29 protein-coding genes and 1 pseudogene are annotated in these 26974 nt (G+C 71.2%); 17 read left to right on the top strand and 13 right to left on the bottom strand.

Translation table 11 applies throughout. The features are described 5' to 3' along the window. Nucleotides 1-10: 10 nt before the first annotated feature. From EXE44_RS14915 to EXE44_RS14895, 5 genes are all read left to right on the top strand, one after another. Nucleotides 11-1366: a hypothetical protein gene (locus EXE44_RS14915; RefSeq protein WP_137717801.1), complete on the top strand. Its 1356-nt coding sequence runs from the start codon at nt 11-13 to the stop codon at nt 1364-1366. Next, entirely contained in the window at nt 1363-1824 is a 462-nt protein-coding gene (locus EXE44_RS14910; RefSeq protein ID WP_137717800.1) for a hypothetical protein, read from the top strand. Before EXE44_RS14915 ends, EXE44_RS14910 begins: the two co-directional genes overlap by 4 nt. Then, on the top strand, nt 1821-2459 hold the full coding sequence (locus EXE44_RS14905) for a hypothetical protein (RefSeq protein WP_137717799.1): 639 nt from the start codon (nt 1821-1823) through the stop codon (nt 2457-2459). Before EXE44_RS14910 ends, EXE44_RS14905 begins: the two co-directional genes overlap by 4 nt. A 96-nt stretch (nt 2460-2555) precedes the next feature. Further along, the gene (locus EXE44_RS14900; protein ID WP_137717798.1) at nt 2556-3482 is read left to right on the top strand and encodes a shikimate kinase; all 927 of its coding nucleotides are present in this window, start codon (nt 2556-2558) and stop codon (nt 3480-3482) included. A gap of 35 nt (nt 3483-3517) precedes the next feature. Beyond that, on the top strand, nt 3518-3811 hold the full coding sequence (locus EXE44_RS14895) for a chorismate mutase (RefSeq protein ID WP_121562700.1): 294 nt from the start codon (nt 3518-3520) through the stop codon (nt 3809-3811). A gap of 34 nt (nt 3812-3845) precedes the next feature. Here the strand turns inward: EXE44_RS14895 and EXE44_RS14890 are convergent, their stop codons facing one another. From EXE44_RS14890 to EXE44_RS14870, 5 genes are all read right to left on the bottom strand, one after another. After that, the gene (locus EXE44_RS14890; RefSeq protein ID WP_137717797.1) at nt 3846-4430 is read right to left on the bottom strand and encodes an isoprenylcysteine carboxylmethyltransferase family protein; all 585 of its coding nucleotides are present in this window, start codon (nt 4428-4430) and stop codon (nt 3846-3848) included. Between the two features lie 79 nt (nt 4431-4509). Beyond that, nucleotides 4510-4902, bottom strand: coding sequence for a CopG family ribbon-helix-helix protein (locus tag EXE44_RS14885; RefSeq protein ID WP_053770881.1), 393 nt, complete (start codon nt 4900-4902; stop codon nt 4510-4512). 174 nt (nt 4903-5076) lie between these two features. After that, nucleotides 5077-6237 (bottom strand): acyl-CoA dehydrogenase family protein, encoded by a 1161-nt coding sequence (locus EXE44_RS14880; RefSeq protein WP_121562698.1) that lies wholly within the window; start codon nt 6235-6237, stop codon nt 5077-5079. Nucleotides 6238-6417: 180 nt separating this feature from the next. Further along, entirely contained in the window at nt 6418-7638 is a 1221-nt protein-coding gene (locus EXE44_RS14875; RefSeq protein WP_137717796.1) for a mandelate racemase/muconate lactonizing enzyme family protein, read from the bottom strand. Nucleotides 7639-7673: 35 nt separating this feature from the next. After that, the gene (locus EXE44_RS14870; protein ID WP_137717795.1) at nt 7674-8783 is read right to left on the bottom strand and encodes a mandelate racemase/muconate lactonizing enzyme family protein; all 1110 of its coding nucleotides are present in this window, start codon (nt 8781-8783) and stop codon (nt 7674-7676) included. A 120-nt stretch (nt 8784-8903) separates the two neighbouring features. Here EXE44_RS14870 and EXE44_RS14865 point away from each other — a divergent pair, with 120 nt between their 5' ends. The 8 genes from EXE44_RS14865 (at nt 8904) to EXE44_RS14830 (ending at nt 16447) form a co-directional block, all read left to right on the top strand. Then, on the top strand, nt 8904-10223 hold the full coding sequence (locus tag EXE44_RS14865) for a DUF362 domain-containing protein (RefSeq protein WP_137717794.1): 1320 nt from the start codon (nt 8904-8906) through the stop codon (nt 10221-10223). A 121-nt stretch (nt 10224-10344) separates the two neighbouring features. Beyond that, entirely contained in the window at nt 10345-11133 is a 789-nt protein-coding gene (locus EXE44_RS14860) for an SDR family oxidoreductase (RefSeq protein ID WP_137717793.1), read from the top strand. Beyond that, complete coding sequence (locus EXE44_RS14855) at nt 11130-11477, top strand: cupin domain-containing protein (RefSeq protein ID WP_137717792.1); 348 nt, start codon at nt 11130-11132, stop codon at nt 11475-11477. Before EXE44_RS14860 ends, EXE44_RS14855 begins: the two co-directional genes overlap by 4 nt. A 7-nt stretch (nt 11478-11484) precedes the next feature. Further along, on the top strand, nt 11485-12306 hold the full coding sequence (locus tag EXE44_RS14850) for a fumarylacetoacetate hydrolase family protein (protein WP_137717791.1): 822 nt from the start codon (nt 11485-11487) through the stop codon (nt 12304-12306). A gap of 52 nt (nt 12307-12358) precedes the next feature. After that, nucleotides 12359-12787, top strand: coding sequence for a universal stress protein (locus EXE44_RS14845; protein ID WP_137717790.1), 429 nt, complete (start codon nt 12359-12361; stop codon nt 12785-12787). Nucleotides 12788-12960: 173 nt separating this feature from the next. Continuing rightward, nucleotides 12961-14070 (top strand): TAXI family TRAP transporter solute-binding subunit, encoded by a 1110-nt coding sequence (locus EXE44_RS14840; protein WP_137717789.1) that lies wholly within the window; start codon nt 12961-12963, stop codon nt 14068-14070. A 155-nt stretch (nt 14071-14225) separates the two neighbouring features. Continuing rightward, on the top strand, nt 14226-16217 hold the full coding sequence (locus tag EXE44_RS14835) for a TRAP transporter fused permease subunit (RefSeq protein ID WP_137717788.1): 1992 nt from the start codon (nt 14226-14228) through the stop codon (nt 16215-16217). Beyond that, a complete protein-coding gene (locus EXE44_RS14830) occupies nt 16214-16447 on the top strand; it encodes a hypothetical protein (protein ID WP_053770891.1) in 234 nt (77 codons plus the stop codon). Before EXE44_RS14835 ends, EXE44_RS14830 begins: the two co-directional genes overlap by 4 nt. Nucleotides 16448-16696: 249 nt before the next feature. On the opposite strand, the gene EXE44_RS14825 is transcribed toward EXE44_RS14830, so the two are convergent. Next, nucleotides 16697-17614, bottom strand: coding sequence for a heavy-metal-associated domain-containing protein (locus EXE44_RS14825; RefSeq protein ID WP_137717787.1), 918 nt, complete (start codon nt 17612-17614; stop codon nt 16697-16699). Between the two features lie 83 nt (nt 17615-17697). Further along, nucleotides 17698-18567, bottom strand: a complete 870-nt coding sequence (locus EXE44_RS14820; RefSeq protein WP_137717786.1) for a CheF family chemotaxis protein — start codon at nt 18565-18567, stop codon at nt 17698-17700. Nucleotides 18568-18799: 232 nt separating this feature from the next. Between EXE44_RS14820 and fer the strand changes: the two genes are divergently transcribed. From fer to EXE44_RS14805, 3 genes are all read left to right on the top strand, one after another. Further along, the gene (fer, locus tag EXE44_RS14815; protein ID WP_049931604.1) at nt 18800-19189 is read left to right on the top strand and encodes a ferredoxin Fer; all 390 of its coding nucleotides are present in this window, start codon (nt 18800-18802) and stop codon (nt 19187-19189) included. A gap of 208 nt (nt 19190-19397) precedes the next feature. Next, nucleotides 19398-19772: an Htur_1727 family rSAM-partnered candidate RiPP gene (locus EXE44_RS14810; RefSeq protein ID WP_137717785.1), complete on the top strand. Its 375-nt coding sequence runs from the start codon at nt 19398-19400 to the stop codon at nt 19770-19772. Then, on the top strand, nt 19769-21004 hold the full coding sequence (locus tag EXE44_RS14805) for a TIGR04347 family pseudo-SAM/SPASM protein (RefSeq protein ID WP_137717784.1): 1236 nt from the start codon (nt 19769-19771) through the stop codon (nt 21002-21004). The genes EXE44_RS14810 and EXE44_RS14805 overlap by 4 nt, the downstream gene beginning before the upstream one ends. 19 nt (nt 21005-21023) lie before the next feature. Here EXE44_RS14805 and EXE44_RS20275 read toward each other — a convergent pair whose 3' ends face one another. The 3 genes from EXE44_RS20275 to EXE44_RS14795 all read right to left on the bottom strand — a co-directional run bounded on the left by EXE44_RS20275 (nt 21024) and on the right by EXE44_RS14795 (nt 23041). Continuing rightward, nucleotides 21024-21191, bottom strand: a complete 168-nt coding sequence (locus EXE44_RS20275; RefSeq protein ID WP_158293464.1) for a hypothetical protein — start codon at nt 21189-21191, stop codon at nt 21024-21026. 69 nt (nt 21192-21260) lie between these two features. Next, nucleotides 21261-21869: a helix-turn-helix domain-containing protein gene (locus tag EXE44_RS14800; RefSeq protein ID WP_137717783.1), complete on the bottom strand. Its 609-nt coding sequence runs from the start codon at nt 21867-21869 to the stop codon at nt 21261-21263. Nucleotides 21870-21997: 128 nt separating this feature from the next. After that, on the bottom strand, nt 21998-23041 hold the full coding sequence (locus EXE44_RS14795; RefSeq protein WP_173230077.1) for a hypothetical protein: 1044 nt from the start codon (nt 23039-23041) through the stop codon (nt 21998-22000). Between the two features lie 146 nt (nt 23042-23187). Between EXE44_RS14795 and EXE44_RS14790 the strand changes: the two genes are divergently transcribed. Further along, a complete protein-coding gene (locus tag EXE44_RS14790; RefSeq protein ID WP_137717781.1) occupies nt 23188-24021 on the top strand; it encodes a geranylgeranylglycerol-phosphate geranylgeranyltransferase in 834 nt (277 codons plus the stop codon). A 90-nt stretch (nt 24022-24111) separates the two neighbouring features. Here the strand turns inward: EXE44_RS14790 and yciH are convergent, their stop codons facing one another. From yciH to EXE44_RS14775, 3 genes and pseudogenes are all read right to left on the bottom strand, one after another. Continuing rightward, nucleotides 24112-24405, bottom strand: a complete 294-nt coding sequence (gene yciH / locus EXE44_RS14785; protein ID WP_004596695.1) for a stress response translation initiation inhibitor YciH — start codon at nt 24403-24405, stop codon at nt 24112-24114. Nucleotides 24406-24459: 54 nt separating this feature from the next. Continuing rightward, entirely contained in the window at nt 24460-26742 is a 2283-nt protein-coding gene (locus EXE44_RS14780; RefSeq protein WP_137717780.1) for a DUF3488 and DUF4129 domain-containing transglutaminase family protein, read from the bottom strand. Further along, a pseudogene (locus tag EXE44_RS14775) lies at nt 26739-26974 on the bottom strand (DUF58 domain-containing protein); the annotation flags it as partial. The pseudogene EXE44_RS14775 and the gene EXE44_RS14780, both read right to left, overlap by 4 nt.

Here is a 26974-nt window from a genome sequence, read left to right as displayed (position 1 = left end):
AGTGCGTGGCATGCAACGGACGCGACGGGCGCTTCTCGGGGTCGGCGCCGCCCTCGCCGGGACCGCCGGGTGTCTCGGCGTCGAGGGCGTCGAGTACCCCGACGCCGCCGCGGGCGCCGACGCGCCGGGCGACGGGGGCGACCCCGACGGCGACCCGCCCGAAGACGGCCCTCCCGACGACCCACCCGAGCAGACCGACGGCGACCCGCCGGACGCCAACGCCGCGCTGGCGGCGGCGACGCGCGCGGTCGTCGACGACGCGGTGTGGTTCGCGACCGAGTACCCGGAAGCGGTCGCGACGTACCGCGACGCGATAGCCGACGCGGTCGCGACGGTCCGGTCGGTCCGCGCGACCGTCGACGAGGAGGCGGCGATCGCGACCGAACAGGTCGACGCGGTCGCGGCCGCGGGCGAGACCGCCGCCGACCGCGCGGCCGAGGCGCTCGAACCGCACTTCTCGCCCGGCCCCAGGATTCGCGCCCGCGTCGACCGTCACGTCGCGGTCCTGCGGGAGTTCGCCCCCCGCAACGACGTCGACCGCGCGCTGGAGGAGCTCGACCGCATGCGCCGCGACCTCGCCAGCGTCGGGACCTCCATCTACGTCGAGGAGGAGTTCTCCCGGGACCCGATCTACAACCGGCTGTTCCGCCGACTGCTGGCGCCGCTCCCGCCCGCGGACCCCGAGCGCGGCCGCGTCACCGGCGGCACGCTCGTCGAGCTCGCCGTCGCGAGCCGCGACTTCTCGACGTTCGCGCACCGCCCGTACGACCGCGACGGGGTCGACCGCGACCGGATCCCGCGCATCTACGGCGACGCGTTCGACTCCGAGCGGCAGCGGGAGCTCCGCGCCCGGCTCGGCCCGATCCCGCAGTCGGAGGACCGCGTCGAGGAGCTGTTCGTCGCCTTCGCGCGGCGGCCGCCGCTGGGGACCCGCCGCCGGGAGGCGTTCGAGGGCTGGCCCCGCGAACTCGACGGCGTCCCGGTCCACGTCCAGCGCTACCCGGACGCCGAGACCGCCGAGGCGCGGCTCTCGACGGCCCTCGACGCCGGGGCGACGGAGGGGCGCGCGCCGGTCGACCCCGAGGCGACGCTCGCCGGGTCCGACTTCAGCGGGAACGCGTCCGCGGACGGGAACGCTACCGACGCGGACGGCGAGACCGACGACGGCCCGACGGCCTGGCACCGCTTCTACCACCGCGAGGCGGAGGGCGAGCGGTACGGCTTCGACGAGCACGCCGGCGTCCAGTACGGCTACCTCGTCCGGGCGGGGGAGTTCCTGCTCGCGACCGGCTTCTCCGGCGACGCGTGGGAGGAGCGGACCGGCTGGCACGGTCGCCTGCGGCACGGGTGGGTGACCGGCGCGTGAACGCGAACCAGATCGGTCTCGTCGCCGCGGCGTTCGCCCTGGTCGGCGCCGGCGTCGGCATCGTCGGCGCGGCCGCGACGGGCTGGGCCGAGGCGGCGCTCGCGACCGCCGCGACCGGCGAGACGGCGCGGTTCGGCCCGGTGTTCGTCGCGCATTCGTACCTCGCCGCGACCGCGACCGTCCTCGTCTCCGCCGTCCCGCTGGCCGGCGTCCTCGGCGTCCTCGTCGGCTCGCGCGCCCGCGGCGTCGGCTCCGCGGCGACGACCTGCGGGCTCGGGACGGGCCTCGGTGCGCTGGCGTACGGGCTCATCGCGGTCACGGTGATCGTGGTCTCGCAGGGCGACGCCGCCGCGCAGGCGCACGGCCTCGTCGACGCCGTCGTCCCGACGCTCGCGACCGCGTTCGTCGCCGGCGCCGTCGGCGCGTCGACCGGCGTCCTCGGGACGGTGATGCGATGACCGCCGACCGAAGTCGGCACGGCCCCGGTGACGGCGACGGCAACCGTCAGGACAGACCCATCCGACGCGCGTCGCGGCGAGGCGTCCTCGCGGTCGGCGCCGCCGGGCTCCTGGCCGGCTGCCTCGTCACGTCGGAGGAGGAGGGCTCGGACGCCCGGCAGACGGGCGACGGTGCGAACGGGAGCGACGCCGACGGCGACGGCAGCGGGAGCGGGTCCGGCGGCGATAGCGACGGAAGCGACGGGGACGAGTCCGAGGGCGAGTCGACCCCGGACGAGGTCGGTCCCGACGGCTCCGGGCTCGTCGTCACCGACGTGACGGTCCGCGACGTGACGGAAGGCGGCGGGTGGACCAGAGTTCGGGCCCGCCTGACCGTCCGGAACGCCGGCCGGTTCGAGTACGGGACTGTCGAGTTCCGCGCCGACGCGTACGCCGTCAGACCGGGCACGGACGAGCGCGAGGCGGTCGGCTTCGGCTACGTCACGCGCCGCTTCTCCCCGGACGACCGGTTCGGGGAGGGCCGCTCGCGCTCGTTCGACGTGACGATCCGCTTCGAGAGCGACGAGACGCCGGTCCGTCCCAAGCGCGACCGGTACGCCGTCGACGCGGCGGTGCGGCGCGCGGAGCCGCTCTGACGCGACCTCGATCGGGGTCGCGGTTCCAGTCCGCCCCCGGCAGAGAGACTCGCCGTGATCGCTACCTCTTTGTCCGCGGTCGCGAGCCGTGAACCCATGGAGGGACAGGCGGCGGCGCTCGGCGCCGGGACCGTGTTGAACGCGCTCGCGACCGGCACGGGCGCGGCGTTCGGCCTCGACGTCGAGACGCGCGCGACGGTCGAGCTGGACCCCGCGGCCGACGGCGTCGAGGGCGAGATAGCCGAGGACGCCGCCGCCGACACCGACCTGATCGAGCGCTGCGTCGCGCTCGCGACCGACCGCTGGGGCGACGGCGAGGGCGGCCGCGTCCGGACCGACAGCGACGTGCCGCTGGCGGCGGGCCTGAAGAGCTCCAGCGCGGCCGCCAACGCGGCCGTCCTCGCGACCTGCGACGCGCTCGGGCTCGCGGTCGGCGACGGCGGCCGCGCAAGTGACGACGCGGTCGCCGACGACCCGGACGACCCCGCGGTCGACGTCACCCGCCTCGCGGCCTGCCGGCTCGGCGTGCGCGCGGCCCGCGAGGCCGGCGTCACGGTCACGGGCGCGTTCGACGACGCGACTGCGTCGATGCTCGGCGGCGTCACCGTCACCGACAACGGCGCCGACGAGCTGCGCCGCCGCGAGGCGGTCGACTGGGACGCCCTCGTCTGGACTCCGCCCGAGCGGGCCTACTCGGCCGACGCCGACGTGGCGCGCTGCGAGGCCGTCGCGCCGATGGCGGACCTCGTCGCCGACCTCGCGCTCGACGGCCGGTACGGCGAGGCGATGACGGTGAACGGGCTGGCGTTCTCGGCCGCGCTCGGCTTCGACGCCGACCCCGCGGTCGAGGCGATGCCGCACGCCACGGCGGTGTCGCTGTCGGGGACCGGCCCGAGCGTCGTCGCCGTCGCGGACCCCGCCGACCCCGAGACCGACCTCGACGCGGTCGCCGACGCCTGGGGCGAGCGCCCCGGAACGCTGCGACGCACGACGACCAGGAACGACGGCGCGGCCGTCGAGTGAGCGCCCGAGACCACCACCGACCCCACTACCCACCAATGAGCGACACACCCAACGCGGAGGACCGAAGCCTCGACGAACTGCGACGCGAGATAGAGGACATCGACCGCGAGATCGTCGAACTGATCGCCCGCCGGACGTACGTCGCCGACACGGTCGCGGCCGTGAAGGAGGAGCGCGACCTCCCCACCACCGACGAGGGGCAGGAGGAGCGCGTGATGGAGCGCGCCGGCGAGAACGCCGAGCGCTTCGACGTGGACGCCAACCTCGTGAAGGCCATCTTCCGACTGCTGATCGAGCTGAACAAGGTCGAACAGCGAGAGAATCGGTGAGCGCATCGTCGCCGAGTCGGAGCGTTCCCGAAATTCAGTCGTCGTCGAGTACGCGCGTGAGCGTCCTGACGCCGACGAATCGGGGGACGCGCTCGCAGTACTCGTCGTAGGCGTCCCCGTAGACGTCGCGGAGCCAGGTCTCCTCGGCGAGCACTTGGAGGACGGAGAAGGCGGCGGTGGCGACGGCGAGCGCGCCGACGAGCGGCGAGTTCGCGAGGACGGCGGACGCCGCGAACAGGAGGACGTAGCCGACGTTCTGCGGGTTCCGGGTGTACCGGTAGAGGCCCTCGGTCCGCAGTTCGTCCTCGCGCCCCTCGGTCGCGGCCTCGCCGAGGTCGGCGGCGGACCTGTTGAGAACCGCGAACGCGATCGGCACGCCGACGGCGCCGACGCCGAGGTGCCACGGGGCCGCGAGCGGGCCGGCGTTCCAGTCGAGGACGCCGGTCGCGAACACCGCGGGCAACAGCGGGCGGCTGAACGCGAGGTAGAGGCGGCGCTTCCGGTCGTCGTCGCCCGCGGGCCAGAGCCGACGCTCGGGCGCGAGCAGGGAGACGACCATCAGCGCCGAGAGCCCGAGGAGACAGCCCGCCGCGACGGCGAATGCGATGAGACCGAGCATCGGTTCTAGTTGACGAACCGACAGGTATCAACCCCACGGTTCGGCCGGTTTCGCGTCGGGCGGTCCGGAAACTCCGAAGTCAATCGCCGTCGCGGATCATCATCACCTTCACGCGGCGGACTGCGTCGAAGTCGCGGAGCCGATAGGTCAGTTCGCGGACGCGCGCGGCGTCGCCGCGGCAGAACAGCGATTCGAGACACCACTCGCCTTGGTGGGTGTGGCTCGTGTTGAGGATGACGTCCTGGTACTCGTGTTGGACGCCGTGAAGCTCCCGGATCACCTCGTGGTGACGGTAGTCGAAGCCGAGGAGCGCGACGACCTCGCCCGCCGTGTCTTCGAGCCGCGCGTGCGACTCGACGTACTCCCGCATCGCCTCTCGGACCGCCCGCGACCGGTTCTCGATCCCCTCGTCCCGCCACGTCCGGTCGAACTCCTCGATCAGCCCCTCGGGGACGTTGAAACTGGTTCTCATCACCTCGTCGTCGGACCCGCGGGCAAAAGAGGGCCGGTATGCCGGTCCGCTCACCTAGGTACCACCAACCGCGACGCTCTCCCGCCGGCGACGGTCCCGCTCGACGGGGTCCGTCCGGACGGCTCGCTCGTCGGATTCGTCGAAGATAGGGTCGGACGGCGGGGGGCGGGCGAGTTACTGGTACGCCTGCATCCCGGTGAGGTCCTCGCCGAGGATGAGGGTGTGGATGTCGTGGGTGCCCTCGTAGGTGTACACCGTCTCCATGTTCGCCATGTGGCGCATTGGCGAGTAGTCGGCGGTGATCCCGTTGCCGCCGAGCATCTCCCGGGCGATCCGCGACTGGTCGCGGGCCATCCGCACGTTGTTGCGCTTGGCCATCGAGACGTGCTGCGGCCGCATCTCGCCGGCCTCCTTGAGGTCCGCGAGCCGGTGGGCGAGCAGCTGGGAGAGCGTGATCTGGGTCGCCATCTCCGCGAGCTTCTCCTGTTGCATCTGGAAGCCGCCGATCGGCTTGCCGAACTGCTCGCGGTCGGTGGCGTACTCGCGCGCGACCTCGAAGCAGTCCTGCGCGGCGCCGACCGCGCCCCACGCGATGCCGTAGCGGGCCTGCGTCAGACACGACAGCGGGCCCTTCATGCCCTCGACGCCGGGGAGGCGGTTCTCGGCCGGGACGCGGACGTTCTGGAGGCTGATCTCGCCCGTGATCGACGCCCGGAGGCTGAGCTTCTCGTCGATCTTGTTGGTCGTGACGCCGTCGCGGTCGGTCTCGACGAGGAAGCCGCGGACCGGCGTTCCCTCCTCGCCGTGGTCCTTCGCCCACACGACCGCGACGTCGGCGATCGGGGAGTTCGTGATCCACGTCTTCGAGCCGTTCAGGACGTACTCGTCGCCGTCCGGCTCGGCCATCGTCTCCATCGCGGAGGGGTTCGACCCGTGCTCCGGCTCCGTGAGCCCGAAGCAGCCGACCGCGTCGCCGGTGCCGAGCCGCGGGAGCCACTCCTCCTTCTGCTCGTCGCTGCCGAACGCGTGGATCGGGTACATCACCAAGGCGCCCTGGACGCTCGCCATCGAGCGGAGCCCGGAGTCGCACGCCTCGAGCTCGCGCATCAGCAGGCCGTACGCCGTCTCGCTGACGCCCGGCAGGCCGTATCCGTCGAGGTTCGGCGCGTAAAAGCCCATCTCGCCCATCTTCGGGATCAGTTCCGTGGGGAACGTGCCCTCGATCCAGTGATCTCCCATGTCGGGGACTTCCCCGTCGACGAACGACCGCGCGGAGTCGACGAGCAGCCGCTCCTCCTCTGACAGCGTCGACTCCATGTCGAAGTAATCCAGCATACGATCGCTTGCGATCCCAAGGATAAATAAGTATAGTTGTGTCCGCTCAGCGACCAAAACCGCCGATTTCTCCGTCGGCTGAGTCGGGCGCGACGCCGAAATCGCCGCCGGGCAGAGGCCGCGGAAACGGGCCGGCGACCATCCGGGTCCCCGGTCGGCGGGCGACCCCTCCGCGGCGTCTCAGTCCCAGCCGTCCGTCCCGTCGAGCAGGTGCTCCTCGACGACGGCCTCGTCGAGCTCGATCCCGAGCCCGGGCGCCTCCGGCACCTCGATGCGGCCGTCCTCGATCAGCGGCTCGTCGCGGGCCAGCAGGTCGTCCCACCAGTCGACCTCCAGCGCGTGGTACTCCAGCAGGTCGAAGTTCGGCGTGGCGGCGCCGAGGTGGACGCAGGCCATCGTCCCGACCGGGCTACAGACGTTGTGCGGGGACAGCGGCATGTAGTTCTCCTCCGCGCGGTCGGCGATCCGCATCGTCTCCGTGAGCCCGCCGACGGTCGTCGGGTCGGGGGTGACGATGTCGACGCCGTGGTCGTAGATCAGGTCCGACAGCTCGAACACGCGGAAGCGGTTCTCGCCGGTCGCGACCGGCGTCCGCGTCGCCTTCGTCACCTCCTTTTGCGCCTCCATGTTCTCGGGCGGGACGAGGTCTTCGAGCCACATCAGGTCGAACGCCTCCAACTCGTGGGCGAGCCGCTTCGCGCTCTCGACGGAGTAATCCCAGTGGCAGTCGAACGCGAGGTCGACGTCGTACCCGATCTCGTCGCGCACGGCCGCGACGATCTCCTTTTTCTCCCGGATCGCCGCGTTCGTCAGGCGCCCGTTGTACGGGTCGTTCTCGTTGTCCGCGGGGAGGTCGAGGTCGAACTTCAGCGCGGAGAAGCCCATGTCGGTGACGCGCGCGGCCTCGGCGGCGTACGCCTCGGGCGAGTACGCCTCGGCGTCGGCGTAGGCGGTCGCGCCGTCCTCCACCGCGTACGCCTCGCCGGCGTGGCAGTCGCAGTAGAGCCGGACCTCGTCGCGGTACTTCGAGCCGAGCAGCTGGTAGACCGGGAGCCCGAGGATCTTCCCGGCGGCGTCTAAGAGCGCGATCTCGATGCCCGACGCCGCGGTGACGACCTTCCCGGTCGTGCCGCCGTGGCCCGACATCTCCTGGAAGATGTACCGCACGAGCCGCCCCACGTCGAGCGGGTTCTCGCCGACGAGGAACCGGTTCGTGTACTCGACGAGCTCTGGGATCCCGCCGCCGCGGTACGCCTCGCCGATGCCGGTGACCCCGGCGTCGGTCTCAACCTTGATCAGGTTCCACTCGAAGTTCCCCTCGACGACGCAGGCGTCGAGGCCGGTGATCTGTACGTCTCGGTCCGGGTCGCGGGTGTCGATCTGGTCTGAGTAGTCTCGCATGTGTGTGGTGTTTGTGTTTCGCTGGTATCCCCGAGTCAGTCGTCTCTGAACCGCTCCAGCGCGTCCTCGTCGAGCGGGACGCCGTGGCCGGGACGGTCGGGCAGGTCGATCCGCCCGTCGTCGCCGGGTTTTAGGGGGTCGGCGACCACGTCGTCGAACGCCTTCACGTCCATGTCGCGGTAGAAGTACTCCACCCAGAGGCCGTTCTCGACGGCGCCGAGCAGGGAGGCGTGGAGGTTCCAGTTGTAGTGGGGCGCGATCTGAATGTCGTACGCCGAGGCGTGGTTCGCGATCTTCAGCCACTCCGTGATCCCGCCGCAGACGGTGGCGTCGGGCTGGAGGATCGTCGCCGCGCCGCTGTCGGCGAGCCGGGCGAAGCTGTGCCGCGTCCCCTCCAGTTCGCCGGTGGCGACGGGGTAGTCGATCCCGTCGTTCACCTCGGCCATCGTGTCGACGCGGTCGATCATCACCGGCTCCTCGACGAAGTACGGGTCGTACGGCGCGAACGCCCGGCAGTTGCGGAGCGCCTCGGTGCTGGACTCCCAGACGCCGTTGGCGTCGAGCAGCAGGGTGCGGTCGTCGCCGATCTCGTCGCGCACGGCGGCGACGCGCTCGACCTCCTCGGCGGCCGACAGGCGGCCGACCTTCATCTTCACGGCGTCGTGCCCCTCGTCGAGGTAGCGCCGCATCTCGCCGCGGAGCGCCTCGTGGCCCTTGTCGTCGCGGTAGTAGCCGCCGCTGGCGTACGACGGGACCGACTCCGAGTGCCCGCCGAGCAGCTTGTGGAGGGGCATGTCCGCGGCCTTCGCCTTCACGTCCCAGAGCGCGATGTCGACCGTCGAGATGGCGCGCAGGAAGAGCCCGCTCCGCCCGATCTGGACGTTCCCCTCGTACATCTCGTGCCACAGGCGCTCGGTGTCGCGGGGGTCCTCGCCGACGAGCAGCGGTTCCAGCAGCGACTCGACCGCGTCGGCGATGAGCCCCGCCCCCTCGTACCCCAGCGAGTAGCCGACCCCCTCGTGACCGGCGTCCGTCCGCACGTACGTGATCGCGTGGTCCCGGTAGGTGAGCGTCCGGTTGGAGAAGGAGACGGGGGACTCCAGCGGCAGCTTGATCGGAAACGACTCGACTTCGGTTATCTGCATGCGTGGTGCGGCGTCACACGGGTACAAGTAGACCGCTGTATCGGCAATGCTCACGGCACCGCCGCCCCGACCCCGACCGGCCACCGGCAGCTTTTGTATCGGCGCCGCGAGGGGCCCCGTATGGAGTTCCCCGAGCGAGCCGACGTCGACGGACTCATCGACCCGCAGCCGCTCCCGGAGTTCGCGCGGGTGCGGTACGAGCCGCGCACGGAGCGCCTCGACGACCCCGTCGGGGCGGCCCGGGAGTCGCTCGACGCGCTCGCACTCGACGGCCTCCCCGCGGGCGCGACCGTGGCGGTCGGGGTGGGCAGCCGCGGGATCGACCGCATCGACGAGGTCGCGGCTGGGGTCGTCGACCGCCTCGACGAGCGGGGCTTCGACCCGGTCGTCGTGCCCGCGATGGGCAGCCACGGCGGCGCGACGCCCGAGGGGCAGCGCGAGGTGCTGGCGGCGCTCGGGATCACCGAGGAGACAGTCGGCGCGCCGATCGACGCGCGCATGGCGGCGGCGGAGCTGGCGACGGCGTCCGTCGGCGACGCCGAGACGCCGGTGTACTTCGCCGAGGCGGCGCTCGAAGCGGACGCGGTGCTCGTCGTGAACCGCGTGAAGGCCCACACCAACTTCACCGGGCCGATCGAGAGCGGGCTCGCGAAGATGACCGTCGTCGGGCTCGGCAAGCAGCGCGGCGCGAAGGCGTTCCACTCGACGGCGATCGCCGAGGGCTACGTCGAGACGCTGACGGCGGCGCTCGACGTCATCGAGGAGGAGACCCCGATCGTCGGCGGCGTCGCGCTCGTCGAGAACTTCGAGGAGGAGATCGGTCACGTCGAGGGCGTCCCGGCGGGCTCGTTCCTCGACCGCGAGCCGGCGCTGTTAGAGCGCGCCTACGAGGAGATGCCGACGCTGCCGGTCGACGACGTCGACCTGCTGGTCGTCGACGAGATCGGGAAGGAGATCTCGGGCGCGGGCATGGACACGAACGTCATCGGTCGCTACCGCGTCCTCAACGCCCCCGACCCCGAGACCCCGGACATCGACCTCATCTACGTCCGGGGACTGACCGAGGCGACGAAGGGGAACGGCAACGGGATCGGGCTGGCGGACCTCACCCGGCGGGCCGCGGTCGACCAACTGGACCTGAAGAAGACGTACGCGAACGCGCTCACGAGCGGCTCGCTCGCGAAGTCCAAGCTCCCCGTGGTCGCGCCCGACGACGAGTTCGCGCTCCGGACCGCGGCGGCCGCGCTGGGGGCTTACGACCCGGAGACCGCCCGGATCGTGTGGATCCGGAACACGCAGGAGCTCGGCGAGTTCCGCGTCTCTGACGCCGTAGTCGAGGACCTCCCCGAGGCCGCGGTCGTGACCGACCGCGAAACCGTAGCGTTCGACGCGGGGACGGCGGCGTTCGAGCCGGCGGCCGACGGCGACGCGGACGCGTAGCGGTCCCGTCGGTCGATCGAATACCTTCGTCTCGGCCGGTCGAACCCGCCGCGTCGTCGCCTGAAACCGCCCGGTTGCCTGTAGGCAAACGTTTTCACGCCGCACTCGGGATGGGTGAGACATGGACCTACAGATCGACGGGAACGCGGCGCTCGTCACCGCATCGTCCAGCGGGCTCGGCAAGGCATCGGCGAAGGCGCTCGCCCGCGAGGGCGTCGACGTCGTCATCAACGGCCGCGACGAGGAGCGGCTGGCGGACGCGAAGGAGGAGGTCGAGGCCGTCGCGACCGGGGAGGTCGTCGCCCACTCGGCTGACCTGACCGAGGCGGACGAGGTCGCGGCGCTCGTGGAGGCGACCGTCGACGAGTTCGGCACGATCGACCACCTCGTGACGAGCGCCGGCGGCCCGCCCTCGGGCGCGTTCCTCGACACGGACGACGAGGACTGGCAGCACGCCTACGACCTGCTCGTGATGAGCGTCGTCCGACTGGCGCGGGAGTCGTACCCGTACCTCAAGGAGGGCGACGGCGGCACCATCGTCAACGTCACCTCCCGCAGCGTCAAGGAGGCCATCGACAGCCTCGTGCTGTCGAACTCCGTGCGGATGAGCGTCATCGGCCTGGAGAAGACCCTCTCGAAGGAGTTCGCCCCGGAGGTACGCGCGAACGCCGTCCTGCCCGGCCCCCACGAGACGAGCCGGATCCGGGACCTCGTCGAGGCCGCCGTCGAGCGCGGCGACTACGACTCCTACGAGGAGGGGCTCGACGACTGGGCGCAGAACCCGCTCGAACGCATCGGCGACCCGATGGAGCTCGGCAACACGGTCGCGTTCCTCTCGTCGCCGAAGTCGGGGTACGTCAACGGCACCGCCCTTCCGATCGACGGCGGCTCCACCGGAGCGAACCTATGAAGCCGGTGGCGTTCGACGAGGCGGAGACGTACGAGCCCGACGAGGGCTGGCGCCGCGTCTCGATGGCGGGCAGCGACCGGTTCTCCTTCGAGTGGTTCGAGAAGCCGCCGGGCCACAGCTCCCCGATGCACGACCACGAGAACGAGCAGGTCTGCCTCTGCCTGAAGGGCGAGCTCACCGTTGTCTCCGAGGACGACGAGGTCACGCTTCAGAAGAACGACTCCGTCCTGCTGGAGGCCAACGAGCCCCACAGGGTCGAGAACACCGGCGACGAGCGCGCGGTCGGCCTCGACGTGTTCGCGCCCGGGCGCTCGTTCGATTTCTGGACGGACCGGGAGGAGTGATCGGTCGATGAAGTACCTCGCGCGCACGGCGACCGGCGACCCGCTCCTCGGCGACGACGAGGGGTACGTCCCGCTCGACGCCGTCGAGCCGGACCTGGGCAGCGTTCGAGCGGCGCTCCCGCGAGCGGCCGCCGGCGACCTGGGAGACCCGGCCGACGCGCCGGCGGACCCCGTCCCGGCAGCGGACGTGTCGTTCGGCGCGCCCCTGGAGTCGTTCGGGAAGCTCTGGGGGATCGGCCTGAACTACGAGGAGCACGCCGGGGACCTCGACGAGCAGCGCCCCGACGAGCCGGCGAGCTTCATGAAGCCCCGGTCGGTCCTGACGGGGCCCGGCGGACCGATCCGGCTGCCCCCGGAGTCGCAGAGCGAGCGGGTCACCGCCGAGGCCGAGCTGGCGGTCGTGATGGGGCGGACGTGTCGGAACGTCGCCGAAGACGAGGTCGACGACGTGGTCGCGGGCTTCCTCCCCGTGATCGACATGACCGCCGAGGACGTGCTCCAGCGGAACCCGCGCTTCCTCACGCGGGCGAAGAGCTACGACACGTTCCTCGTCCCCGGCGCCGCGCTCGCGGTGCCGGAGGGCCCGGTCGACCTGGAGGGGCTCTCCGTGCGGACGGAGGTCAACGGGGAGGTGCGGGCCGAAAACGAGATCCGGAACATGCTGTTCCCGCCGGCGGAGATCGTCTCGTTCCACTCCGACGTGATGACGCTGGAGCCGGGCGATCTGTTCAGCACCGGGACGCCCGGCGCGGCGCCCATCGACCCCGGCGACGAGGTGCGGGCGGTCGTCGAGTCCGTCGGGTCCGTCACCGCGCCGGTGACGCGGTAGGCGGCCCGCTCCGGCAGCTACTTTTATTACCTGCTTTCGGGTAGTGGCGGGTATGTATCGCGTACTGCTGCCGGTCGGCGGAGAGACCGAACACGCGCCGGCCGCCGCGGACGCGGTCGCGTCGCTCCCGAACGCCGCCGAGGAGGTCGAGGCGGTGCTGCTCAACGTCTACGAGGGGTTCGAGGTCAGCGGCGAGGGCGGCCGCGTCGACTCCGAGGACGTGTGGAACGAGGAGAACTTCCCCGAGGCCGTCGCCGCCGTCGAGGCGCGCTTGGAAGAGGCCGGAGTCGACACGTCGAAGCGGCGCGAGCACGGCGACCCCGCGGAGACGATCATCGAGGTGGCCGAGGAGCTCGACGTCGACAACATCACGATGAGCGGGCGGCGACGGAGCCCGACCGGCAAGATGCTGTTCGGGAGCACGACGCAGTCGGTGCTGCTCGCGGCCGACCGACCGGTGACGGTCATCCTCGACGAGTAACCGGCGCCGGTACCGGGATCCCGACCGGTAATCGGATCCGATGTCCCCGCCCTCGACGGGTAACCCATTCCGGCGACGTGTTTGCTGACGTTCATTATAATGAATATTCCTTCGGTTTGAACTGAAATAAACAGACACATTGTTAATGATCGACTGGGAGTACTCTGTTGAGTATGTCCGAGAACTCAATCGATCGGCGTAAGTTCCTGTACGGTACAGGCGCGGTAGGCATCACCGGACTCGCCGGCTGTTCCGGCGGCGGGGACGGCGGCGACGGGGGAGACGGCTCCGACGGCGGCGACGGCATGGACGGCGGAGACGGCGGCGACGGCGGCAGCCAGGACCTCTCGCTGCGCGTCGGCACGTCGGCCGGCGGGACGCAGGACGTCGGCCTGGCGGTCGAGCGCGCGGTGAGCCAGGAGAGCGACACGCTGAGCTACTCGACCATCGAGAGCCCGGGATACATCGGGACGATCCGCCGGATGGCGAACGACCAGTTCAACGCCGGCATCACCGACAACAACTCGCTGTCGAAGGCGCTCAGCGACACGGGCGCGTTCTCGGAGCAGCCGGTCGAGCGCATCCCGCAGTACGGCTTCTACGCGTTCCCGTACAGCATCTACGTCATCGCCCGGGACGGCACGGGGATCGAGACGTTCGACGACCTGGCGGGCGCGAACGTCTACCCGGCCGAGCCGGGGTACTCGACGCGCGCGACGACGCTCGACGTCTGGTCGCAGGACCCGACGGCGGACGTCTTCGATCAGATGAACATCCAGAACATGGGCGTCGACTCCGCGCCCGGCGCGATGGAGGAGGGGACCATCGACGCCAGCATCGCGTACGGGACGCCCGGCGTGCGGTACACCGGCTTCGTCCAGGAGATCGCCTCCCGCGTCGACATCCACTACGTCGAACCGACCGACGCGCTCATCGAGTCCGCCGAGTCGTACGACGGGGCCGGCACCGGCACCACGAGCTACGACGACTGGTCCATCGCGGGCACCGACATCGGCACAGACGAGGTGTTCCACTGGAACCTCGAGGTGAACTACACGTTCAACCCCGAGGCGAACCCGGACGCCGTCTACGAGCTGTGCCGCGTCGTCGACGAGCACAACGACACCGTCAACGAGGGCGAGGCGCAGTTCAACGACTTCGAGTCGACCTCCGACATGCTCGGCTCCGCCCGCGAGAACATCCCGGTCCACCGCGGCGCCGTCCAGTACTACCGGGACAACGACGCCTGGGACGACAGCCTGACCGAAGGCGAAAGCCCCTAATCGGTCGGTAACCGGGCTTTCCTCTCCGTTCGCCGCGGTGTACCGATCAGTAATTTAAAATCATCGAATACGTAACCGACAACTCAGACACCAACTATGACACTATCACTCACGTCCGGGCGACCGACCAGCCGCTCTGCGGTACAGCCGCGCCAATGAGTACGGAAACGGCCTCGACGGACTCCGAGTCCGGACTCCTTCGGGGACTCGACGTCACCGTCACGGGGGCGGCGCTGCTGTTCTGGGCCGGCGTCCTCTACTGGGCGCAGACGCAGGCGATCTCGCAGGTGCGGTTCGCGACCGCGTTCGTCGGCGGCATCCTGACCGTGTACGCGCTCAACGAGACGCGGCTCGCCATCTCGGACGGCGACTGGATCGACGGCGCCGTGCTGATCCCCGCGTCGCTCGCGCTGATGACCGCGTCGGCGTTCTTCGCGATCAACTTCCAGGACGTGTACCTCCAGCGGCAGGGGTACGCGCTCGAACACGAGTACATGCTCGCGCGGCTCGTGATCCTCTCGCTGATGTACCTCACGTGGCGCGAGTTCGGCAACGTGTTCCTCGGGCTCGTCTTCGCCGTGTTCGGGTACGCGATGTTCGGGAACCTCGTCCCCGGCGTGTTGGGCCACGCGGGGATGAACCAGGCGACGCTGCTCCAGGCGACGGTCACGGACCTGTACGGGTTCTACGGGAGCCTGACGCAGATCACGGCCTCGTGGATCGCGCCGTTCCTGCTGTACGCCGGGCTGCTGTTCGCGTACGGCGCGTTCGACCTGATCCTGCGCGTCGCCATCGTGGCCGCGAAGTACATCGAGTCCGGGATCGCCCAGACCGCGGTGCTCTCCTCGGCGGTCATCGGCTCGATCAACGGCTCGTACACCGCCAACGCCGCGATGACGGGGTCGTTCACCATCCCGACGATGCAGGAGGCCGGGATGAAGGGCCACCGCGCGGCGGGCATCGAGGCGGTCGCGTCCACCTCCGGGCAGGTGCTGCCCCCCGTGATGGGGGCGTCCGCGTTCGTGATGGCGTCGTACCTCGGGGTGCCGTACCTCGACATCGTCGTCGCCGGCCTCGTCCCGGCCGCCATCCTGGTCGTCTCCATCTCCATCGCGGTCCACTACCTCGCCATCTCGGACTCCAGCAGCCAGGACATGGAGTTCTCCGAGTTCTTCGACGAGACGCTCTCGACCGAGAAGAAGGTGTTCGAGGCCATCCGGTTCGGCGTCCCGTTCGGGATCCTCATCTACCTGCTCGGCATCGCGCAGTACACCGTGATGACCTCCGCGCTGTACACGGTGGTCGCGATGATGATCACGGGGACGCTCATGCCGCCGCTCCAGCGGGTCGTCGACAGCTCGGGCGTCAGCCCGGTCAGCGAACTCGTCACGCAGGTGAAAAACACCGTTCACGGGATCCGGCGCGGCGCGATCATCCTGGCGCCCATCGCGATCATCCTCGTCGTCATCAGCGGCGTCGTGAACCTCTTCAGCACGACCGGAATCCCGGCGAAGATCGCGCTGCTTCTCATCAACATCTCGGGCGGCGTGCTGCTGTTCGCGGTGCTGCTCGGGATGGGGGTCGCCATCCTGATGGGGGTCGGCATGCCGACCGTGGCCGCCTACGTCATCGTGGCCATCCTCATCGTCCCGACCTTCGTCTCCGACTTCAACGTCCCGGCGATCACCGCCCACTACACGATGTTCTACGCGGCGATCCTCGCGGGGATCACGCCGCCGGTGGCCACCGCGGCGGTGATAGCCGCGGGGATCGCGGAGGCGAACTTCTGGCGGACCTGCGGGGCGGCGATCCGGATCGCCGCGCCGCTCTTCATCCTGCCGGTCGCGTTCGTCTACAACCCCGGCCTGATCTCGATGGACGTGGGGCTGAACACGCTGTACGTCGGGCTGCTCGTCCTGCTCGGCGCGGTGACGATCATCTACGGGCTGAACTACCCGTTCAAGATGCGCCCCGGTCGGAAGCTCGGCGCGCGAGCCCTGCTCGCGACGCTCGGCGTGCTGATCATGGTGTACCCGAGCAACGCCGCGAAGATCGCCGGCATCGCGGTCTTCGCGGCCGTGTTCGTCGCGGAGAAGGTGATGATCCGCGGTCTCACGCTGCCGTTCGGCAGGGGGGCGAGCCAATGAGCGACGACGACTCCCCCGAGGCGGTCGCCGAGCAGTCGGCACAGCAGGCCGGCGGGCTCGACGAGATCATTCCGGAGCCGCTGCTGCCGGTGTGGAACCAGGTGGAGAAGGTCCAGGCGTTCCGCCGGACGCACGGCTCGAAGTACGTCGGCGCGCTCGAACTGCTCACCGCGCTCGCGCTCACCGGCGGCTACGTCTGGTGGCTGCTCATCTACCTCGAACTGCTGTGAGGCCGCGGGCGGCCCCCGGCCGCCGCGACTATTCTCTTTCGTTCCCGTTCAAGCGCCCGCCGCGACGCTGCCCTTAACCCGTCGACAGTGATTGCCTCCGCTCGTCGAACGGCCGTCCGTCACGTCCGCGAGCGTTCCGCTCGCTCGCACGAGCGAGACGCTCCCGAGCGTGCGCGAGAAACGGGTAACCGTCGAACAACGCGAGGGCGAGAACCTACCGCGAGGAAAGCGCCGCGAACGCGAACCGCGTCAGCGACCGCCGTCGGTCATCGCGACCGGCTCGTCGGCGTCGACGTCGGCCGGCGCCTCCGCCGCCGCGTCGTCGCTCGACGCGGGGTCGGTCGCGGTGTCGGTGACGCCGAACTCCGTCCAGAGCGTGGCGACGACGACCGCATACGCGACGAGGTCGTAGTGGACCGCGCCCTCGACGCCGGCGAACGCGACCAGTGTGCTGTACCCGTAGAGGGCGGCGACGCCCCCGACGAACGCGGCCTCGTTGGTGAACCGGCCGTCGCGCGCCGCGGCGACCGCGCGGCGGATCGCGGGCGCGCAGGCGACGAGGAACGCGAGCCCGGACAGCGCGCCGAGGTTCACGAAGAAGTGCGTCGTCATCGACGAGTCGAGGATCGACTGGAGGTACTGGACCGTCACGGGGTCGTAGAACAGCCACTCCACCCGGGTCGGGTACAGCACCGCGATGTACGGCGTCGCGACCATCAGCCCGAAGAGGACCGCGACCGCGACGCGGGCCGACGCGAACTGCGCGGCCCGCCGCGCCTCGAACGCCTCGTCGCCGGGCGCGACGACGAGCCCGCACTCCGCCAACACCTCGCGGAGCGCCTCGCGCGACACCGACGGGTCGTGGTGAACGCCGACCGTCCCGTTGCGCCGGGTCGCCGAGGCGGCGCTGACGCCGTCGACGTCGCGGAGGACCGCCTCCACCAGCCCCTCGCGCCGGTCGGTGTCGATCCCCTCGACGGAGAACGTGTCGTGGTCGTGGTCCGACGGGACGCGGGCGACCCGCGGGCCCGATCCGGCTGCCTCGCCCGCGGGCGCCTCGTCCCCGGGCGGGCCGCGCTCCCCGGCCGCGTCGGGGGCGTCGATTCCGCGTTCGCGGACCACGGCGTCGAGCGGCGTCTCGCCGCCGCGGTGGTCGTTGTCTCGCATGAGAGGTACCTACGGTTACACAAGCATGAAACTTCCCCCCGCGGGGGCGGCGCGTTCGGCGGTCGACGCGGCGGCGACGCGCGTCAGGCGTTCACCGATTCGAGGTAGGAGCTCACGATCATCTGCCCCTTCCGGGTGAGCGCGGCCCCGCTCTCGCCGTCGGCGACGAGGTCGGCCTCGCGGAGCGTGTCGAGGATCATCGAGGTCTGGGTGACGTCGCCCGTGACCACGTCGGCGATGTTCGCCTCGCCCCCGGCGGAGTAGATCGACACGAGGATCTCCAGCTGCTCTTCGGTCGGGTCGAACGAGTCGAGGTCCTCCATGGCCTCGTCGTACTCGATCTTGATGTACCGGCCGAGGATGTTGAGCGCCCGCTCGTTCGGGACGGTCGCGATCGACGTGACCGTCTGTCCGTCGGTGACGTGGCGGAAGACGAGCGCCGGGCGCTTCGTGCCCCCGAGGGTGCGGTCGGTCCGCTCGTAGTCGATCACGGCGGAGAGGTCGACGACGAACGGCTCGGGGCAGTCCCCGAACCGTATCTCGCCGGGCGACACCGACACCGAGGCGCGGTGGTCGCCCGCGTCGGTGACGCGCCCGCCGACCTTCGCGGGGTGCCGCACGGTGACGGTGACGTTCCGCAACAGCACCTTGAACAGGAGCCGGACGAACCGGTCCATGTCCTCGGCCTCGCCCTCCACGAGCGCCGAGCGCCGCGACCCGTTGCGGTCGTACGCGACGGTGACGCTGTCGTTGAAGAACGAGCGCAAGTCGCCCGGGACGCTCCCGACGACGACGTCGAACACCCGCGAGAGCGGGATCGTCTCCTTCCCGTCGTCCGTCGCGAGGACCATTCGCCGCTGGCTCAACAGGACGCGACCCGTCACCGGTTCGTCGGTCCCGACACTCGCCGCGTGGACGCGGCCGACGAAGTCGGCGACGACGGACTCCTCCATCGGTGTCTCCTGAGCGCCGTACGCTATTTATTGTTACTCACCCCGTATCAGTCGTGATAACAATCTGTCACCCGAGCGCCGCGGGCCGCCGATCGAGCGGGTCGGATCGGGGGATCGGAGCGGCGAGACTCGCCGGACCGGACCGAATTTGTTCGGTCGACGGCGCCCGGCGTCGGGGCGGTCGGCTGGGGAACAGCAAAGCCTAATGAGGTGGGCACCAAACCGGCAGGTGATGCCCACAGTAGAATACCTCAACTACGAAGTGCTCGACGACCACGGCTGGTCGATGGACGACGACAACCTCTTCGAGGAGGCCGCCGACGCGGGCCTCGACGAGGAGGACTACGGCACCCTCGAAGTGAACCAGGGCGAGTACATCCTCGAATCGGCCGAGGCGCAGGGCTACGACTGGCCCTTCTCGTGCCGCGCCGGCGCCTGTGCGAACTGCGCGTCCATCGTCAAGGAGGGCGACATCGAGATGGACATGCAGCAGATCCTCTCCGACGAGGAGGTCGAGGAGAAGAACGTCCGCCTCACCTGTATCGGTAGCCCGGCCACCGACGAGGTCAAGATCGTCTACAACGCGAAACACCTCGACTACCTGCAGAACCGCGTCATCTGATCGGCTCTCTCCTGTGGTGACAGGCCGTTCTCACGCGGGACCGCGCCGCTCGCGGTCCTCGCATCTCTCGCCGCCCCGCCAGCGACCGCGTCGCCCGCCGCGGGCGGCTCCGACCCGGTGACCGCGCGCCGCCCGAACCTGTTCGGGCGAATTTCGCGGCCGTGAGAACGCGCGAAACCCCGTTCGGGGGACCGTCCGTACGGGGGGTATGGTCGAGAAGACGGACCGAACCGAGGACGCGAACGGGCCGCGGTCGGCCGACGGTCGCCGGTTCGAGGTGTTCGTCCGCGAGGCGGAGTCGGACCCGCTCCGCCACGTCGGCACCGTCGCCGCGCCGACGCCGGACGTCGCTCACGAGGAGGCGAGCAAGCTCTTCGCGTGGTACGCCCGCGACGTGTGGGTGTGTCCGGCCGCGGAGGTGTCCCGGTACTCCGCGGAATCGCTCGCGGCCGACGCGGACGGAACGGACGACGAGGCCGCCGACGCGGACGAACCGCGCGTCTACGAGGAGACCGAGGGGACGCCGACCGCCTCCCGCGCCGGCGCGCCCGCGGTCGACGCCGACGAGGAGGGGTCGCAATGATCTCCGTCAGCAAACTCCTCTGCGGGCTCGACGCCGAGAGCGACGGACTTCGATACGACGCGGCCGACGACTCCGAGGAGTCGCAGATCACGGAGGAGAAACAGCGACGGCCGGTCGTCGTCTGGAACACCACGAAGCGGTGTAACCTCTACTGCGAGCACTGCTACGCGGGCGCCGACGCCGAGGGCGCCCCGAACGAACTCTCCACCGCGGAGGGGAAGGCGCTCATCGACGACCTCGCCGAGTTCGGCGTCCCCGTCCTCCTGTTCTCCGGCGGCGAGCCCCTCGTCCGCGAGGACCTGCCCGAACTGATCGCCTACGCCGACGACAGCGGGATCCGGCCCGTCCTCTCGACGAACGGCACGCTCCTCACCCGGGACCGCGCCCGGGCGCTGAAGGAGGCCGGGCTCAAGTACGCCGGCGTCTCCGTCGACGGGCTCCCCGAGCGCAACGACCGCATCCGCGGCGAGGAAGGCGCGTTCGACGCCGCGGTCCGCGGCATCGAGGCCTGCCTCGACGTGGGGCTCAAGACGGGCCTGCGGTACACGATCACCGAGCACAACGTCGACGACCTCGCGGGCGTCGTCGACCTCCTGGTCGACGTGGGCGTCGACCGCTTCTGCTTCTACCACCTCGACTACGGCGGCCGCGGCGCCGACATCTCGGACGTTGACCTCTCGCCGGAGGCGACCCGGCAGGCCGTCACCGACCTCTGTGACCTCACCCGCGAGTACCACGCGGCCGGCGAGGAGATAGAGACGCTGCTCGTCGGCAACTACGCCGACGCCGGCCACCTCGTCGAGTACGCCGACCGCGAGATGGGGACCGACCGCGCGCGGCTCATCTACCGGTACCTCGAACGCAACGGCGGCGACCCGACCGGCGAGCGCGTCGCCGACATCGACCCCGTCGGCAACGTCCACCTCACGCAGTTCTGGCAGGGGTACTCGCCCGGCAACGTCCGCGACCGCTCGTTCGGCGCGATCTGGTCCGACGAGTCGAACCCGCTCCTCGCCGGGCTCCGCGAGCGCGAGGACCGCCTCACCGGCCGCTGCGCCGACTGCGCGTATCAGTCGATCTGCCGCGGCGGGTCGCGGCTCCGCGCGCTCTCGGCGCACGGCGACCCGTTCGCCCCCGACCCGAAGTGCTACCTCACCGAGGCCGAGCGCGCCGGCGACGAGGCGCTCGCCCGGATCGACGCCGCCGACCGGTCCGCGCCCGCCGACGACTGAGGCGCTCGCCCGACCGCGCTCACTGCCGCTCCTCGACCGCACCCTCGGCGTCTCCCTCAGTCCCGTACTTCGCCGAGAAGCGCTCCGCGGGCACCTCGCCGCGGGCGACGCCGATGGCGTCGCGGACGAGTTCGAGCGTGGCGTCGTCTCGGACCGGCTCGACGGCCGGCGGGTCCTCGTCGTCCATGTCCGGACCGAGGGGTCGGCGAGGCCTCCGCCTCCCGCTTTACCGGTGTACCGCTTCAAGAGCGACCGCTCACCGCTCGGCGCCGTCGAAGACGTCCGTCACCAGCTTCGCCTGCGCGGTGCGGAGCCGCTGGGAGAGCGCGGACTTGCTGATATCTAGCTCGTCGGCCAGCTCGCTCAGGCGCACGTCCCGGTCGTCGTCGAAGTAGCCGCGGACGACCGCGAGTTCGAGCCCGCGCCGCTGTTTCGGCGTCAGCGCGGAGAGGTCGAAGGTGACCTGTTCGGTCGCGTCCGGTCCCTCCACGACCGCCAGCCGCACGAGCCGCACGCGGTCGACGACCTCGCGGAGCTCCCCGACCAACCGGCGGACCGCGTCGCGGTCGTCGACGTAGGTCGTGACGAGGACCGTCCCGTCCTCGACGCGGCGGAAGTGCGGGACGCAGCCGAGCCGCCCGAACGCGTGACAGAGGCAGTCCTCGTCGACCTCCCCGGTCCCGCGGCGAACGTCGCCGTCCGGCGTCGTCACGTCGACCACGCACTCGTCGCCGACCGCGTTGACCGCCACCTCGGCGGCCTCGTCGGCCTCGGCGACGATCGGACAGCCGCGGTCACCGCTCGGGTCGACGTCGAGGTCGACCCGCAGGCGGCGGTCACCCTCGGCGCCGGCGGCGTCGGACATGTCAGTCGCTACGGACGGCGTCGGTTTCATCTTTCGGCGGATTCCCGGGATCCGGCGCCGCGCTCGGTCGGCTTCAAAAAGATTGGCGACTGGGTCGCGGTCGCGTCGGAGACCGGGGCGGCCGCGCCTCAGTCCTCGGACTCGGGGGCGGCCTCCTCGGCGGCCGGCTCGCTCCCGCCGGCCGACTCCTCTTCGCCCTCCTCGGAGCGCGCGGCGACGAGCGCCCCGCTGGCGACGCTGTACATCGGCTCCTCTGCGGAGCGCACGCCGCTGATCGAGAACGGGATGTTCGCGTCCGCGAGGTGGTCGGCGAACAGGTCCTCGAAGCCGTTCGGGCTGGAGGTGCCGCCGGTGACGACGACGGGCACGTCGAGGCCCTCCTCGACGTCCTCCTCGTCGACCTCGCGCGTGATGTTCTCGATGACGTAGTCGAGCAGGTTCTCGTAGTAGATGGCGAGCGCGCCCTCGACGCCGCCGACGTCGGTGCGGAAGTCGAGCTCGAAGTCGTCCTCTTTGATGCTCGTCACCTTGTCGACGGGCGTGCCCGTCGCCTGCGCGGTCTGCTCGTCGACCCAGTCGCCCCCGCGGGCGATGGAGAACTTCATCACGGGCACCGCGTAGTAGGCGAGACAGACGTTGGTCATCCCCGCGCCGAAGCTGATCCCGAGGCCGGTGAAGTTGTTGTCGGCCAGCTCGGAGTAGATGACCGCCATCCCCTCGTTGATCGGCTCGGGGTCGTACCCCATGTCGCCGAGCATCGACTCGAGCGTCTTCTCGTGGTACAGCGTCGTGAGCGGCGAGTCGATGGGGTCCGCCGGGCTGGAGTAGAACAGGCGCTCGTTCGGCTTCGAGGGCTCGCCGACCACCTGTTCGGTGATCAGCTTGATCATCGGGATGGCCGAGGCCTCCTCGCTGGAGAGGATGCCGTGTTGCATCGGCCGCCGGGTCTCCTTGTTGAAGATGTTCGCGAAGTTCAAGGCGTCGTCGCCGACGACGTACACCTTGTCGTCCTTGCGGATGTGGAGCACCTCGCTGCGCGAGAGCATCTGCTCGGCCATGTCGCTGTACTCGATCTCGACGAACGAGTTCCGCTGCTGTACGAACACCGTCTCCGCGCCTTCCTGCCGTCCGGAGAGGATGTTCATCGTACCGACGTCTAAGCCCTTAGCCATGTTCGAGTATTTCATTTCGGACCTGATAAACGTTCGTGGCGGATCGGTCCGGACCCGTCCGCGACCGGGCGAACACCTTCGGGACGGAGCGTCCCCCGACCGATCCCGCACCGTTTATTCCTCGCGGGCGGGAGTACGCGGACGACGTGCGAGACACGCTCCGCGGCCTCGTCGAGCTCGCCCGCCTCGGCAACTGCGTCGCGGCTGGGGTGCTCACGGCCACCGGCGCGTTCGTCGCCGGCGCGAGCGGCGCCGCCGTCCCGACCGCGCTCGCGGCCGCGACGACCGTCTTCGCGGTCGCCGCGGGCAACGCGATCAACGACTACTTCGACCGCGAGATAGACGCCGTCAACCGTCCGGACCGTCCGATCCCGCGCGGCGCCGTCCCGCCGCGGCTCGCGCTCGCGACGGCCGCGACCTGGTTCGCCGTCGCCGTCGCGGCCGCGGTCGCGCTCCCCCCGGCGGCCATCGCCATCGCCGCGGTGAACCTCGTCGCCTTGGTCACCTACACGAGCCTGTTCAAGGGGACGCCCGGCCTCGGCAACGCCCTGGTCGCGTACCTCGTCGGCTCGACGTTCCTGTTCGGCGGCGCCGCGGTCGGGAACCCGCGGGCGGTCCTCGTCCTCGCCGCGCTCGCGGGGCTCTCGACGTTCACGCGCGAGGTGATCAAAGACGTCGAGGACGTGGCCGGCGACCGCGAGGAGGGGCTCGCGACGCTCCCCATCGCGGTCGGCGAGCGCACCGCGCTGTGGATCGGCGCGGCCGCGCTCGTCGTCGCCGTCGCCGTCAGCCCGCTGCCGTACCTCTCCGGGACCCTCGGCGCGGCGTACCTCGCGGTCGTCGCGGTCGCCGACGCGGTCATGCTGTACGCGACCTACGAGGGGTTCGAGGACCCCGCGGCGGCGCAGCGCCGGTTCAAGTACGGCACCTTCCTCGCGGCGGCGGCGTTCGTCGTCGGGCGGGCCGTCGTGGTCGCGTGAGACGGGTCGCGCCGCCGCTGGCGGACGATAGCGCGTCGAAAAAGGCGGTCAGATCGAAGCGACGCTCGACGGCGGACGGTCAGGTGACGGTCACGCGACGTTGAAGCCCTTGTCGCGGAGGAAGTCCTCCACGCGACCCGAGTGGTTCCCCTGGAGCTCGATGGCGCCGTCCTCGACGGTGCCCCCGCAGGCGAACTTCGACTTGAGATCCGACGAGAGGGAGCTCAGATCCACGTCCTTCGGGTCGAATCCTTCGATGACCGTTACCTCCTTACCGTACCTGCGCTCGTCGATGCGGATGCTGATCTGCTGGGACTCCTTCGCGACGTCCTCGCAGACGCAGAGTTCCTGAGGCAGTCCGCACGTCGAGCAGACTTCCGACATTACAGCCCGAATCTACAGGACGCCCGTATTAAATAGTGTCGGGAAGCCCCCCGATCAGCGGACGAACCGCCCGATGAGCGGCAGTCGCTCCAGCGCGAGCCCGCGGACGGCCCGCCGGGCGGCGTCGGCCTCGGACCGCGTCACCGACCCGGCGTAGGCGGCGCGCTCGTACGCGGTCGCGACGGTCTCGACGCGCTCGTCGGCGCCGAGCGCACGCATCGTCTCGACGTAGCGCCGGGGGGTCTCCCCCGGCCGCCGCTCGCGGTAGGGCTCGGCGAGCAGCCGTTCGAGGTCGGCGAACGCCCGCTCCGCGTCCGCGGTCGGGTCGCCGCGCCGCCGCGGGAGCAACGGACCGATCCGCCGGCCCGCGCGGCTCGCGAGGCCGGTCCGCCGGACCCCCGCGACGCCGAGCCCGGCGACGAGCAGCCAGTAGAGCGCGGTCTCCGGGTCGGGGAGCGACCCGAGCGGGCCGCCGTCGCCCCCGCTCTCTCCGGTCTCCGTCGCCGGGCCGGTCGCCATCTGCGGCGCGGTCCCCGTCTGGGTCCCGTCGAGCCGCGCGATGGCCCCGGGCCCGAGCGACCCGCCGTCGCTCGCGTTCGCCGCCGTCGAGCCGTTCGTCCCGTTGGTCGACGCCCCCGCGTCGTCCGTCGGCTCCGCGTCGGTCTGGTTCGGCTCGGTCTCCGTCGCCGTGTCCGGCGACGACGCCTCGGTGTCGACGTTCTCCGCCCCGTCGGCGCGCGCCTCCGCGAGCCGGGTCGCACGCGCCTCGTCGCGGGGGTCCGAGGGGGTCGGGTCGAACGCAACCCAGCCGTGGTCCGGCACGTAGATCGACACCCACGCGTGGGCGTTCTGTCCGCGGACGACGTACTCGTCGTCGCCGACGCGCTCGCCGGGGGTGTAGCCCGTCTCCATCCGCGTCGGGATCCCCTGGGTCCGGAGCATCGCCGCCATCGTCGTCGCGAAGTAGACGCAGTAGCCCGCGTCCATCTCGAAGAGGAACGCGTCGGCCACGTCGCCCTCGGGCCGCTCGACGGTCAGGGAGTACTCGTACTCCGAGCGCAAGTACGCCTCGACCGCGGCCGCCCGCTCGTACGGCGACTCGGCGTCCGCGGCCGCGATGATCTCCTCGGTCCGCTCGCCGACCCGGTCGGGGGTGCTCTCGGGCAGCTGGGTGTACCGCTCCTCGATCGCCTCGGGGTAGTCGGTGCTGGCGTTCCGCAGCGCCGCGGGGTCGGCGTCGAGGACGCGGCTCGTCACCGTCACGTCCTCGCCCGGTTCGAGCGGCGCCGCGAGCCGGAGGCTGCCGCGCTCGTCGACCTCGACCGCCCCGCCGCCCGAGACCGAGACGGGCTTCCAGGGCGCGGGCAGCGCGCCCGACTCCGTCTCCGCGGTGACCGTCACGTCGACCGTCTCCGCCTCCCCCGGCGGCCCCGCCAGCGTGCCGTTCAGCGGGGTCCGCTCGCCGGTGCGCACCCAGCCGTCGCCGGTGTAGGTGTCGTAGGATCCGGTGTGCCAGTTCCGCTCGACGGGGCTCTCGATCGTGTACCGCACCTCGGGGGAGAGCCGCGTGGTGCCGATCACGTCGAGTTCGTCCTCGCCGCTCAGGCTCGACTCTAGCGTCGTCGTGCCGCGGTCGAGCCCCAGCGGCGCCGCCGCGCCCGCCGGGATCACGGTGATCGTCGCGCTCGCGACGACCATGACGGCGACCACCAGCGCGAACGTGCCCGCGTGGCCGCGGCGCCGGCTCGGCGTCGAGAGCGTCGAGAGGCCGACGGCGAGCGCGAGGCCGACCACGCCGGCGACCGCCGCCCCCGTCTCCGCGTCGCCCGTGAGCACGAGGAAGCCGAGGGTCCCGCCGGCGACGCTCGCGGCCGCGACGTGGCGCCCGCGGCCGGCGAAGTAGCCCACGAGGAACGTCGGCACCGGCGCCACGGCGAGCACCCACACGTCCGCGAGCGCCAGCCGCAGCACGGAGAGCCCCGTCGACAGCGCGAGGAGGTCCAAGGCGACGCTCCGGACCGTGAACAGCGCGCGCTGGCTCTCGGGGATCGCGAGGAAGTACCCCGCCAGCCCCGCGGCGAACAGCAGTCCCGCCAGCCACAGCGCGGTCCGCTCGCCGACCGCCCGCGCCAGCGCGACCCCGCCGAGCCCCGCGAGCGCGACGACCGCCGCGGTCCGCCCCGTCCCGCCGACGACGTTCGTCACCTCGAAGAAGACGGCGAGGTACGCCGCGGCGACGACCGCGACGCCGACGACCGCCGGGTCGGCCAGCCGCCGCTCGTCCCCGGCGGGACCGCCCGAGGCGAGCCGCTCCCGGACGGACGCCCCGCGGCTCACGGCGACGCCACCTCCCGTCCGTCCGGCGCCGCGTCGGCCCGGCCCGTCCCGGCCCCGTCCCCGGTCGCGCGCTCCGCTTCGGCCTCGCGGCGCAGGTCGGCGAAGGACTCGGACCGGTCGCCCGCGCGGAACCGGGCGTCGTCCGGCCCGGCGACGACCGTCACGTCGGCCTCGTCGTCGGCGACCGCGCCCGGGCCGGTCCGCGCCGCCAGCTCCAGCACCTCGCGCCGCC

It is taken from the genome of Halorubrum sp. SS7 (genome assembly GCF_005435055.1).
Classification (GTDB): domain Archaea; phylum Halobacteriota; class Halobacteria; order Halobacteriales; family Haloferacaceae; genus Halorubrum; species Halorubrum salinarum.
The sequence above is the reverse complement of the archived record's forward strand: the minus strand, read 5'-3'. Positions and strand labels throughout refer to the sequence as shown.

What these genes read in the sequence shown, in the direction of transcription:
- EXE44_RS14915 (WP_137717801.1), top strand. Translation starts at nt 11, where the DNA reads ATGCAACGGACGCGACGGGCGCTTCTCGGGGTCGGCGCCGCCCTCGCC.
- EXE44_RS14905 (WP_137717799.1), top strand. Translation starts at nt 1,821, where the DNA reads ATGACCGCCGACCGAAGTCGGCACGGCCCCGGTGACGGCGACGGCAAC.
- EXE44_RS14900 (WP_137717798.1), top strand. Translation starts at nt 2,556, where the DNA reads ATGGAGGGACAGGCGGCGGCGCTCGGCGCCGGGACCGTGTTGAACGCG.
- EXE44_RS14895 (WP_121562700.1), top strand. Translation starts at nt 3,518, where the DNA reads ATGAGCGACACACCCAACGCGGAGGACCGAAGCCTCGACGAACTGCGA.
- EXE44_RS14890 (WP_137717797.1), bottom strand. Translation starts at nt 4,430, where the DNA reads ATGCTCGGTCTCATCGCATTCGCCGTCGCGGCGGGCTGTCTCCTCGGG.
- EXE44_RS14885 (WP_053770881.1), bottom strand. Translation starts at nt 4,902, where the DNA reads ATGAGAACCAGTTTCAACGTCCCCGAGGGGCTGATCGAGGAGTTCGAC.
- EXE44_RS14880 (WP_121562698.1), bottom strand. Translation starts at nt 6,237, where the DNA reads ATGCTGGATTACTTCGACATGGAGTCGACGCTGTCAGAGGAGGAGCGG.
- EXE44_RS14875 (WP_137717796.1), bottom strand. Translation starts at nt 7,638, where the DNA reads ATGCGAGACTACTCAGACCAGATCGACACCCGCGACCCGGACCGAGAC.
- EXE44_RS14870 (WP_137717795.1), bottom strand. Translation starts at nt 8,783, where the DNA reads ATGCAGATAACCGAAGTCGAGTCGTTTCCGATCAAGCTGCCGCTGGAG.
- EXE44_RS14865 (WP_137717794.1), top strand. Translation starts at nt 8,904, where the DNA reads ATGGAGTTCCCCGAGCGAGCCGACGTCGACGGACTCATCGACCCGCAG.
- EXE44_RS14860 (WP_137717793.1), top strand. Translation starts at nt 10,345, where the DNA reads ATGGACCTACAGATCGACGGGAACGCGGCGCTCGTCACCGCATCGTCC.
- EXE44_RS14855 (WP_137717792.1), top strand. Translation starts at nt 11,130, where the DNA reads ATGAAGCCGGTGGCGTTCGACGAGGCGGAGACGTACGAGCCCGACGAG.
- EXE44_RS14850 (WP_137717791.1), top strand. Translation starts at nt 11,485, where the DNA reads ATGAAGTACCTCGCGCGCACGGCGACCGGCGACCCGCTCCTCGGCGAC.
- EXE44_RS14845 (WP_137717790.1), top strand. Translation starts at nt 12,359, where the DNA reads ATGTATCGCGTACTGCTGCCGGTCGGCGGAGAGACCGAACACGCGCCG.
- EXE44_RS14840 (WP_137717789.1), top strand. Translation starts at nt 12,961, where the DNA reads ATGTCCGAGAACTCAATCGATCGGCGTAAGTTCCTGTACGGTACAGGC.
- EXE44_RS14835 (WP_137717788.1), top strand. Translation starts at nt 14,226, where the DNA reads ATGAGTACGGAAACGGCCTCGACGGACTCCGAGTCCGGACTCCTTCGG.
- EXE44_RS14830 (WP_053770891.1), top strand. Translation starts at nt 16,214, where the DNA reads ATGAGCGACGACGACTCCCCCGAGGCGGTCGCCGAGCAGTCGGCACAG.
- EXE44_RS14825 (WP_137717787.1), bottom strand. Translation starts at nt 17,614, where the DNA reads ATGCGAGACAACGACCACCGCGGCGGCGAGACGCCGCTCGACGCCGTG.
- EXE44_RS14820 (WP_137717786.1), bottom strand. Translation starts at nt 18,567, where the DNA reads ATGGAGGAGTCCGTCGTCGCCGACTTCGTCGGCCGCGTCCACGCGGCG.
- fer (WP_049931604.1), top strand. Translation starts at nt 18,800, where the DNA reads ATGCCCACAGTAGAATACCTCAACTACGAAGTGCTCGACGACCACGGC.
- EXE44_RS14810 (WP_137717785.1), top strand. Translation starts at nt 19,398, where the DNA reads ATGGTCGAGAAGACGGACCGAACCGAGGACGCGAACGGGCCGCGGTCG.
- EXE44_RS14805 (WP_137717784.1), top strand. Translation starts at nt 19,769, where the DNA reads ATGATCTCCGTCAGCAAACTCCTCTGCGGGCTCGACGCCGAGAGCGAC.
- EXE44_RS20275 (WP_158293464.1), bottom strand. Translation starts at nt 21,191, where the DNA reads ATGGACGACGAGGACCCGCCGGCCGTCGAGCCGGTCCGAGACGACGCC.
- EXE44_RS14800 (WP_137717783.1), bottom strand. Translation starts at nt 21,869, where the DNA reads ATGTCCGACGCCGCCGGCGCCGAGGGTGACCGCCGCCTGCGGGTCGAC.
- EXE44_RS14795 (WP_173230077.1), bottom strand. Translation starts at nt 23,041, where the DNA reads ATGGCTAAGGGCTTAGACGTCGGTACGATGAACATCCTCTCCGGACGG.
- yciH (WP_004596695.1), bottom strand. Translation starts at nt 24,405, where the DNA reads ATGTCGGAAGTCTGCTCGACGTGCGGACTGCCTCAGGAACTCTGCGTC.